The organism is Sulfitobacter sp. UBA4523, from assembly GCF_002388305.1.
In the GTDB taxonomy this organism is placed as follows: domain Bacteria; phylum Pseudomonadota; class Alphaproteobacteria; order Rhodobacterales; family Rhodobacteraceae; genus Sulfitobacter; species Sulfitobacter pontiacus.
The window spans coordinates 324-3486 of record NZ_DGMH01000072.1; the positions used below are offsets into that span (position 1 = coordinate 324).

At 59.2% G+C, this 3163-nt stretch carries 5 protein-coding genes and 1 pseudogene; 1 reads left to right on the top strand and 5 read right to left on the bottom strand.

The window, feature by feature from the left end; translation table 11 throughout:
- Together B3849_RS17060 and B3849_RS17065 are read right to left on the bottom strand one after the other, a co-directional pair.
- Positions 1-465 (bottom strand): AAA family ATPase (locus B3849_RS17060; protein WP_286780465.1); only part of this gene is annotated, 465 nt, incomplete at its 3' end.
- Between the two features lie 242 nt (positions 466-707).
- Entirely contained in the window at positions 708-1334 is a 627-nt protein-coding gene (locus B3849_RS17065) for a J domain-containing protein (protein ID WP_005854091.1), read from the bottom strand.
- A 75-nt stretch (positions 1335-1409) separates the two neighbouring features.
- Here B3849_RS17065 and B3849_RS17070 point away from each other — a divergent pair, with 75 nt between their 5' ends.
- Complete coding sequence (locus B3849_RS17070; protein ID WP_005854089.1) at positions 1410-1667, top strand: BolA family protein; 258 nt, start codon at positions 1410-1412, stop codon at positions 1665-1667.
- 21 nt (positions 1668-1688) lie between these two features.
- On the opposite strand, the gene B3849_RS17075 is transcribed toward B3849_RS17070, so the two are convergent.
- From B3849_RS17075 to gatB, 3 genes and pseudogenes are all read right to left on the bottom strand, one after another.
- Positions 1689-2258 (bottom strand): hypothetical protein, encoded by a 570-nt coding sequence (locus tag B3849_RS17075; RefSeq protein ID WP_278424777.1) that lies wholly within the window; start codon positions 2256-2258, stop codon positions 1689-1691.
- Positions 2259-2304: 46 nt separating this feature from the next.
- Positions 2305-2772: a thioesterase family protein gene (locus tag B3849_RS17080; RefSeq protein ID WP_005854085.1), complete on the bottom strand. Its 468-nt coding sequence runs from the start codon at positions 2770-2772 to the stop codon at positions 2305-2307.
- Positions 2773-2851: 79 nt separating this feature from the next.
- A pseudogene (gatB, locus tag B3849_RS17085) lies at positions 2852-3163 on the bottom strand (Asp-tRNA(Asn)/Glu-tRNA(Gln) amidotransferase GatCAB subunit B); the annotation flags it as partial.

Genomic DNA, 3163 nt, shown 5'->3' on the forward strand with positions numbered 1-3163 from the left:
CTGGATCACGAACATCACATCGGCGCGGCCCGCGTCATATTCATCAAACACGATTGCTGTGGGGTTGCGCAGGGCCCAAGGCAGGATGCCTTCCTGAAAATCCGTGACCTGCTTGCCGTCTTTCAGCTTGATCGCGTCTTTCCCGATCAGGTCGATCCGGCTGATGTGACTATCAAGGTTGACGCGGACACAGGGCCAGTTCAGCAGGCTTGCAACCTGTTCGATGTGGGTGGACTTACCCGTCCCGTGGTAGCCCTGCACCATCACGCGGCGGTTATGGTTGAACCCCGCAAGGATCGCCATCGTGGTGTCGGGATCGAATTTATAGGTGCTGTCCAGATCGGGAACGCGGCTTGTACGTTCTTCAAAGCCATGCACCACCATGTCGGTGTCGATGCCAAAGACTTCGCGAACGGAGATCTCTTTGGTGGGTTTGGTTGTGAGGTCCAATGAGGTCTCGGCCATATTCTGTACGTCCTTCATGCTTCTGTCTTGCGCACCGCTTGCGGATCAAGGGTGGCGTCCACGGCAACATATCTTTCCTGAGCGCGAGGGAAAGGGGCAATTCGCACCTGCGGCAAAACCGCGAATCCCCGGGACACATGGAAAAGGGGCGGCGCATTTGTCTGCACCGCCCCATCCCTATGGCTTTTCTGCCCCATCACAGGCGGTTGCCGATGCCCTCGGCCCGCCGGAATGCCGCGGCGTCAGTCCTTGAAGTTGCGGCTGCCCTTCAGCTGGTCCCAGGCCCAGACGACGAGCTGCAACTGCTCTTCCTGGCTGCGGTCCCCGCCGTTCATATCGGGGTGGAGCACCTTGATGAGCGCCTTATAGGCCTTGCGCACTTCGGGTTTGGTCCAGGTGTCCTTGGCTTCCAGAATTTCGAGCGCGCGGCGTTCCGTGGGGGGCAGGCGGCGACCGGCGGCAGGCCCTTTGCCGGGGTTCTGCGTCGCGTTCTTGCCCAGAACCTGATGCGGGTCCTCGATGCCCAAACGCGCCCAGGCCCGTGCTTCGGGGTCGCCAAGGGGCTTGGTCGTACGCTCCCACACTTTGTCCTTGGATTGCTGGGCGTTCAATTCGGCTTCTGTGGTGCCGTCAAAGAAGTTCCACTTTAGGTTATATTCGCGCACGTGTTTCTGGCAGAACCAGAAATAATCATCCAGCACGTCCGGTGCTTTGGGCGCGCGGTACTTGCCCGGTTCTTCGCAGCCTTCGTGCGAACAGACGCGTTGCGATGTCTCGGACGCACCGGACATCCCGCGACGGCCACGGGGATTTTTCTTTTTCGAAGACGACACGGACATGTCGAATCCAAAGGGATCACTTTTGGGCATGATATGGACCTTTCCGACTCAGGCCGGTCAGTTTAGACCTTGGGCTGTGAGATTGAAGGGGGGCTGAGCTAAAAAATGTCAGTGACACAAGAAATTGCCGACCGGCTGGAAGAGGCGTTTGCCCCGTCGGAATTAAGCGTCGTTGACGATAGTGAAAGCCATCGCGGCCACGGGGGCTATCGCGAGGGCGGCGAAAGTCATTTTAATGTGAAAATCCGGTCGGCCCATTTCAAGGGGCTGAACCGTGTTGCGCGGCATCGTGCCGTGCATGGCGCGCTTGGCCCCGATCTGATTGGCCGCATTCACGCGCTTGCGCTGGATCTCGACGTTTAAACACTGCGTCACGGTTTGCGGCTAGTCTGCCGTCTTATCCATCTTTGCCGTTTTCGTTTCGGGGGCCGTGGTGTCTGCCTCGGTCTTCGGGGCGGTCTCTGCGGCAGTGGCGCTTGACTTGGCGGGCGTTTTCACGGTGGTTGATTTGCGGCGCGACGCCAGCGCGTTCAGCAGGGATGGGGCCACCACGGCGGTCTTGCCGTCGTCTTTCGTTTCGCCATGTTCATCCTCGAAATAGGGCGCGTCGCCTGTGACCTCTGCTTGGGCGGTTTCAGCTTCGGGCTCGGGCGTGTCGTGCGTGTCGGGCTGCGGCGGGGGAAGCAGCTCTGTAGTGACGGCTTCGTCCTCGGGCTCGGCCTCGCGGAGGCGGCGAAACACCAGCACATTGCGCCACTCTGTCGTGCTGCCGGTCAGGCCCGCGCGTTCGATCGACGGCAGGGTCTCGGCGCGTTGATATTCCCATCCATACCCTGAAAGACCGTTCATAAGTTCTTGCAACGCATGGGAAAATCGCGCTTCTGCCCCTTTGACGTTCTTGGCTTTCAACCCTTTGGTCGGGGCGGGCACAACTTTGTATTCATAGCGTGGCATGACGGCTGGCTTTCAAATCAATACGGGGGTGGGCAACGGGATACACTCAGCGTTTCAGACCAATCTTGCGGCCCGCCTGTTCAGGATAGGGCAAGCTGGCATGGGCGGTTTTCATCGCCTCAAGCCGCGCCATGAGGTCGGCGGGCATGGGGGCCACGCGGGGGCCGGACTGGTCGATGTGCAGCGTCAGCGCCTCGCCCGTGGCGGCAAGCCATCCGTCTTCGTGCCAAAGCTGCGTGAAGGAATGGAAACGTTTTTCATCAAAGTCGAGCAGCTGGAAGGTGCAGTAGGTCGACGCCCCTTCGTGCAGCTCGCGCAGATAGCAGATGTGGAATTCAGCAACATAGGTGGTGTGGCCGGTCTTCTGATACTCTGGTCCGAACCCGATCTGGTGATAGGCATCATCGACGGCGTTATCCATCAGCACCGAATAATAGGCCATGTTCAGGTGACCGTTAAAGTCGATCCATTCGGGTTGAACAATGCGCGGCGATGACCGGAAGGGCGTTTCCATAAATGACCTTTCACAGGATGTCAGAGGGTAAGCGTGGCAAGAAAAGGGCCGGGGTTTTGGTGAACCCCGGCCCGATGTCTTAGCCGTTCAGTTTTTGCGCGACGATCTGGTTGACCGCTTTGGGGTTCGCCTTGCCGCCCGTGGCCTTCATCGTCTGACCGACGAACCAACCGGCGAGCTTTGGATTCTCGCGCGCCTTGGCGACCTGATCGGGGTTCGCGGCGATGATCTCGTCCACGGCGGCCTCGATCGCGCTGGTGTCTGTGACCTGCTTCATCCCGCGTTCTTCAACGATCACCGCAGGATCACCGCCTTCGGTATAGACGATTTCAAACAGATCCTTGGCGATCTTGCCCGAAATCGCGTCAGAGGCGATCAGATCAATCACACC

Bases quoted from the DNA above. Each gene is read 5' to 3' on its own strand.
- B3849_RS17065 (WP_005854091.1), bottom strand. From the start codon at position 1,334: ATGCCCAAAAGTGATCCCTTTGGATTCGACATGTCCGTGTCGTCTTCG.
- B3849_RS17070 (WP_005854089.1), top strand. From the start codon at position 1,410: ATGTCAGTGACACAAGAAATTGCCGACCGGCTGGAAGAGGCGTTTGCC.
- B3849_RS17075 (WP_278424777.1), bottom strand. From the start codon at position 2,258: ATGCCACGCTATGAATACAAAGTTGTGCCCGCCCCGACCAAAGGGTTG.
- B3849_RS17080 (WP_005854085.1), bottom strand. From the start codon at position 2,772: ATGGAAACGCCCTTCCGGTCATCGCCGCGCATTGTTCAACCCGAATGG.